Consider the following 6,036-nt stretch of genomic DNA (forward strand, 5'->3'; position numbering starts at 1 on the left):
CGCCGGGGTTCCCGTCGGTCAGGCGCCGCCGGTCACCGTCCTCTCGGCAGGGTGAGGGTGACGGCCACCGGGAGGTGGTCGCTGGCGGTGCTGCGCGGCGCGACCGCCCGGGTGGCGACGAGGTCCGAGGTCACCAGGACGTGGTCGATCTGCTCCCGCGGATCGTCGGCCGGGCTGGTGGCCAGCGGCCGGGCCGCGACGAGGGCGTCCACGAGCCCGGCCCGGGTGAACTCCCCGAACGCCGGGTCACCGGGTTGCGTGTTCAGGTCACCGGCGACCACCAGTGGACGTCCCGCCGCATAGCCGGTGGCGAACGCGGCGACCTCGCGCGCCTGCACCACCGGGCCATGCCGGGGCGGTGGTTGCAGGTGGGTGCTCACCACCGCGACGCGCAGCCCGTCGCCGAGGTCGAGGGTGACCGCCAGGGCCTGCGCCCCGGTCGGCGCGCCCACCGCCGACAGCGGCCGGGTGCGCGGCGCGCTGACCGGCCAGCGGGTGAGCACCGCGTCGCCCCACAACGTGTCGGCGGCCGGGGCGAAGACGTACGGCAGGCCGAGCCGGTCGGCGAGCAGGTCGAGGGTGTCGTGGCCGCCGTTGAGCAGCCAGCCCCGGTCGACCTCGCTGAGCACCACCACGTCCGGCGGACGCGGTCCCACCGCGCGCGCCAGGCCGGGCAGGTCGAGTCGGCCGTCCAGGCCGAAGCCCATCCGGATGTTGTACGCCACGACCGTCAGCTCCGCTGGTGGCTCGCCCCGGCTGTCGTCCAGCGGCCCCTCGTCGGCCCCACCCAGCGGGCCGAGCAGGGCCAGCGCGGCGACGACGGCGGTGGTGCGGACGGCCGGCAGCGGCACGGGCACCGGTCGCCCCTCGGGAGACGTGGTCACCACCACGGCGGCGACCAGCCCGGCGACCGCCACGGGCACCCAGGAGTGGGGATAGCCGAGGTCGTACGCCGAGTAGTAGGCGACGGCGGCGATCGCGAAGACGAGCATGCCGCCGGTGACCGCGTACGCCCGGCGCGGCGCCGCCTCGCCGGACGTGGCGGGGCCGGCGCCGCCACGTCCACCGCTCGCGCGGGCGGCGGTGGCGGTGCCGCCGGCCCGCGGTCCACCGTTCGCGCGAGCGGCCGTCGACAGGCAGACGCCGAGGCCCACGGCGGCGAGCAGGAGCGCCGGGAGCAGCAGCCGTCCCCGGTCGAGGGCGAACAGCACGACGCCGCTGAGCAGGACCACCGGGCCGAGTAGCCGCCCGACCCGGAAAGGCAGCGGCGCCAGCGCCGTCAGCAGGAAGCCGGCGACCGCGAGCGGCACGGGTGCCAGGCCGAACACCGGGCTCACGGCGACGCCGTCCTCGCCCCACAGGTAGGAGCTCGCGGTGCAGGCCACCGCCGGGGACAGCGCGAGCATGCCCGCGAGCAGCAGCGCCGGACCGGCCAACAGCCAGGCTCGGGAACCACCGAGGCGGGGTGGCGCGGGCCGGACCGCCTGCGCCGCCAGGAAGAGCAGCACCAGCACCGCGCTGACCAGCCAGGCCAGCACGTCGCCGCGCCAGACCAGGTCGTACGTGTCGAGGACGGCGTGCCCGGCCGCGCCGAGCGCCAGCCCCAGCGCCAGCCCCGGCACGGGCTGGTCGGTCCCGGCGGCGGTGCCGGCGAGCCAGACGAGCCCGGCGAGCAGGCCGGCGGTGGCCAGCCAGAGCTGTGGCCGCCCACCGGGGGACGCGGTGAGCGCGAGACGCAGTGCGGCCAGCAGCACGGCCGCGACGAGGGTGACCCGGCGCGCGCCGACCCGGCGGATCAGGGCGGGCGTGGCCAGGGCGAGGACGAACCAGCCGAGGGCGAAGGCACCCATCAGCTCGGCGGGGGTGGAGGCGGCCTGCCCGAAGATGGTGATGATGCCCGGCAGCCACACGCGCAGCACGTCGGTGAGGAGCACGACGCCCAGGGCGAGCCCGCCGGCCGCGATTCGACGGTGACGCACAGCGCCCTCCTCGTGCCGGCGGAGGGGCGCCGGCCCGGCGATTCTCCGTGCGGAAACCGCCGCGGGTCAACGCCTCCAGCTCGCGGGGAGCGCCGGGAAGCCCCTGCGGGCAACGCCTCCCCGGCAGGTTCGGCGGACGACGCCGCTGCGGGCAACGGCTTCCGGCACGTGCGGCGGGCGACGCCCGCTACGGGCAACGGCTCCGGCACGCCGAAGGGCGCCCACCCGTTGCGGTGGACGCCCTTCGAGTCGGCCCGTCAGCGGCGGCTCGCCGCCTTCTTGGCCGGTGCCTTCTTCGCCGGCGCCTTCTTGGCTGCCGTGCTCTTGCTGGCCGAGGCGGTCGTCTTCTTCGCCGCCGCCGTCCGGCCCGCCGCCGCGGTCTTCCGCGCCGGTGCCGCCTTCTTGCTCGCCGTGGCCTTGCTCGCCGCCGTGGTCTTGGTCGCCGCGGTGGTCTTCTTGGCCGTGGACGTCTTCTTCGCCGCCGTGGCCTTGGTGCCGGCCGTCTTCTTGGCGGCGGTGGCCTTGGCGCCGGTGGCCTTCGCTCCGGTCGCCTTGGCTCCGGTCGCCTTCGCCCCGGTGGTCTTGGTGCCGGTGGTCTTGGCCGCCGTCACGGTCTTCTTCGCCGCCGCCGCGACCTTCGGCACCTTGCCGCTGGCCACCATCTCCTTGAATCCGGCCCCCGGGCGGAACGTCGGGACCGATGTCTTCTTGACCTTCACCGCCTCGCCGGTGCGGGGGTTCCGGGCTGTTCGCGCGCCCCGGACGCGCTTTTCGAACGCTCCGAAACCGGTGATCGCCACCTTCTCGCCCTTGGTGACCGCCGCCTGGACCTCAGTGAGGACCGCCTCGAGCGCGGCCGTCGCCGTCTTCCGGTCCCCCAGGCGAACGGCGAGCGCCTCGATGAGCTCGGCCTTGTTCACGACTTCCTCCCGATTGTGCAACTGACTCGTCGCGAGCCATTCTGCGCGCACGGTATGCCCTGTGCTGGCTGGACACAAACATTCGGCGGAAAAAAGCCCTTGTGTCGTAACGGATTCGCCCCCACCGGGCGGGCCGGTGGGGGCGAATCCGATGTGCGGCTCGGGCGTTCGGCTACGACACGGACGGCAGGAACGCCCGTCGGGACGCCTCGTACGCGGCGATGTCGGCCTCGTGCCGAAGGGTTAGTCCAATGTCATCCAAGCCCTCCATCAACCGCCACCGACTGAAATCGTCGAGCGGGAATGACCAGGTGGCGTCACCGGCTCGAACCTCCCGGGCGGTCAGGTCGACGGTCACCGGGGTGGTCGGGTCGGACTCGACCAGATCCCACAACTCCTCGACCGCCTTCAATTCCAACTCGACCGGCAGCAGCCCCTCCTTGAGCGAGTTGCCGCGGAAGATGTCACCGAAGCGGGGCGAGATCACGGCCCGGAACCCCCAGTCGCGCAGCGCCCAGACGGCGTGCTCCCGGGAAGACCCGGTGCCGAACTCCGGCCCGGCGACGAGAATCGACGCACCCGAATGTGAGGGGTTGTTGAGAACGAATTCCGGATCCTCCCGCCACGCGTTGAAGAGCCCGTCGGCGAATCCGGTCCGAGTCACCCGCTTGAGGTACACGGCCGGGATGATCTGATCCGTGTCCACATTGGAACGACGCAGCGGCACGGCGGTGCCGGTGTGGGTGGTGAACTTCTCCATCAGTGGTGTCCCCTCACAGGTCGGCGGGAGCGGCGAGCCGGCCGACCACGGCGGTCGCGGCGGCGACCGGCGGGGAGACCAGGTGGGTACGCCCGCCCCGGCCCTGACGGCCCTCGAAGTTGCGGTTGGACGTGGAGGCGGAGCGCTCGCCCGGCTGCAACGTGTCCGGGTTCATGCCCAGGCACATCGAGCAGCCGGCGAACCGCCATTCGGCGCCCGCGTCGGTGAAGACCTTGTCCAGCCCCTCCGCCTCGGCCGCCTCCCGCACCGCGGCCGAACCGGGCACGACCAGCATCCGCACGCCGTCCGCGACCGTGTGCCCCCGCAGCACGTCGGCAGCGGCCCGCAGGTCCTCCAGGCGCCCATTGGTGCAGGAGCCGACGAAGACCACGTCGACCGCCAGGTCGCGCAGCGCGACCCCGGGGCGCAGGTCCATGTACTCCAGCGCCCGCCGGGCCGCCGCACGCTCCGACTCGGTGGTGAACTCCTCCGGGTCCGGCACCACCGCGCTCAGCGGCGCGCCCTGACCCGGGTTCGTGCCCCAGGTGACGAACGGGGTGACCTCGCTCGCGTCGAGGGTCACCTCCGCGTCGAACGTCGCGCCCTCGTCGGTGGGCAGCGTCCGCCAGTAGGCGACCGCCGCGTCCCAGTCCGCGCCCTGCGGCGCGTTCGGCCGCCCCTTCAGGTACGCGAAGGTCGTCTCGTCCGGCGCGATCATGCCGGCCTTGGCGCCCCACTCGATGGACATGTTGGCGATGGTCATCCGGCCCTCCATGGACAGGGCCCGGATCGCCTCGCCGCGGTACTCGACGACGTGCCCGCGCCCGCCGCCGGTGCCGACCTTGGCGATCAGCGCGAGCACCAGGTCCTTGGCGGTGACGCCGGGGCCCAGGCGACCGGTGACGGTGACCGCCATGGTCTTCGGGCGGCTCTGCGGAAGCGTCTGGGTGGCGAGGACGTGCTCCACCTCGCTGGTGCCGATGCCGAAGGCGAGCGCCCCGAACGCGCCGTGGGTGGCGGTGTGGGAATCGCCGCAGACGATGGTCATGCCGGGCTGGGTGAGCCCGAGCTGCGGACCGATGACGTGCACGATGCCCTGGTTGTCGTCGCCGAGCGGGTGCAGCCGGAGGCCGAACTCGGCGCAGTTGCGCCGGAGCGTCTCGATCTGCGTACGCGAGGTCGGGTCGGCGATGGTGAGCAGGTCGCCACGCCGCTGCCGGAACGCCGGGTCGGCGTACCCCGTCGGGGTGTTGTGGTCCTCGGTCGCGATCGTCAGGTCGGGCCGACGCACCGGGCGCCCGGCGAGCCGCAGCCCGTCGAACGCCTGCGGGCTCGTCACCTCGTGGAGCAGGTGCAGGTCGATGTAGAGCAGATCCGGTTCGCCCACCGCGGATCGTACGACGTGCGCGTCCCAAACCTTCTCGGCCAGGGTTCTCGGCCTGGGAGTGACTCCCACCATCTGGACATCCTAAATTCTGGGAGGTAAGTTTCGGCTTGTGGGACACAGTATGAGCGGTGTCGGCGTTCTCGACAAGGCGGTGGTCATCCTGGCCGCCTGCGTGGACGGCGCCAGCCTGGCCGAACTCGTTGAGCGCACGAAGCTGCCCCGGGCCACCGCGCACCGGCTGGCACAGGCCCTGGAGATCCACCGGATGCTGGTCCGGGACACCCAGGGGCGTTGGCGTCCCGGCCCACGGCTGGGCGAGTTGGCCAACGCCGCGCCCGACGTGCTGCTGACCGCCGCGGAGCCGCTGCTCGCCGCGCTGCGCGACGCCACCGGCGAGAGCGCGCAGCTCTACCTGCGCCGCGCGGACGAGCGGATCTGCGTGGCCGCCGCGGAGCGGGCCAGCGGCCTGCGGGACACCGTCCCGGTGGGTTCGGTGCTGCCGATGACGGCCGGCTCGGCGGCGCAGATCCTGCTCGCGTGGGAGCCGCCGGAGGCGGTGATGCCGCTGCTGCCGCGCTCCAAGTTCACCGGCCGCACCCTCGCCGAGGTGCGCCGCCGCGGCTGGGCGCAGAGCGTGGCCGAGCGGGAGGCCGGTGTGGCGAGCGTCTCGGCACCGATCCGCGACCGCACCGGTCGGGTGATCGCCGCGGTCAGCATCTCCGGCCCGATCGAGCGCCTCGGCCGGCGCCCCGGCGAACGCCACGCGATGGCCGTGGTCCGAGCCGGCCAACGGCTCTCCGGCCTCTAACTAACCCCCACCCCCTCCCCGGCCCCCGGCCCGGCCCCGCCACCAACGCGGTGATCTTGAAGTTGTGGGCCCCCCCCCCCGCGGCGGGGGGGGGGGGCCAACATAAATATAAACCGGGCGGGGGGGGGGGGGCGGGGGGGGGGGGGGTAACGGCCAGAGGCCGACGCGCGGGGCGCGACGGG

5 protein-coding genes are annotated in these 6,036 nt (G+C 73.9%); 1 reads left to right on the plus strand and 4 read right to left on the minus strand.

What is annotated here, in order from left to right:
* Positions 1-32: 32 nt before the first annotated feature.
* From ACIBTV_RS10655 to leuC, 4 genes are all read right to left on the minus strand, one after another.
* Entirely contained in the window at positions 33-1,979 is a 1,947-nt protein-coding gene (locus ACIBTV_RS10655) for an endonuclease/exonuclease/phosphatase family protein (protein WP_396703759.1), read from the minus strand.
* Positions 1,980-2,236: 257 nt separating this feature from the next.
* Positions 2,237-2,899 (minus strand): HU family DNA-binding protein, encoded by a 663-nt coding sequence (locus tag ACIBTV_RS10660; RefSeq protein WP_396703760.1) that lies wholly within the window; start codon positions 2,897-2,899, stop codon positions 2,237-2,239.
* Positions 2,900-3,071: 172 nt separating this feature from the next.
* Positions 3,072-3,659 carry a 3-isopropylmalate dehydratase small subunit gene (leuD, locus tag ACIBTV_RS10665; RefSeq protein WP_396703761.1) on the minus strand — a complete coding sequence of 196 codons (588 nt, stop codon included), beginning with the start codon at positions 3,657-3,659 and terminating at the stop codon, positions 3,072-3,074.
* 13 nt (positions 3,660-3,672) lie between these two features.
* Positions 3,673-5,118, minus strand: coding sequence for a 3-isopropylmalate dehydratase large subunit (gene leuC / locus ACIBTV_RS10670; protein ID WP_396703762.1), 1,446 nt, complete (start codon positions 5,116-5,118; stop codon positions 3,673-3,675).
* Between the two features lie 49 nt (positions 5,119-5,167).
* On the opposite strand from leuC, the gene ACIBTV_RS10675 reads away from it, so the two are divergent.
* On the plus strand, positions 5,168-5,854 hold the full coding sequence (locus ACIBTV_RS10675) for an IclR family transcriptional regulator (RefSeq protein WP_036374687.1): 687 nt from the start codon (positions 5,168-5,170) through the stop codon (positions 5,852-5,854).
* The last annotated feature ends 182 nt before the right edge of the window (positions 5,855-6,036 follow it).

It is taken from the genome of Micromonospora sp. NPDC049366, from assembly GCF_044466625.1.
Lineage (GTDB): Bacteria > Actinomycetota > Actinomycetes > Mycobacteriales > Micromonosporaceae > Micromonospora.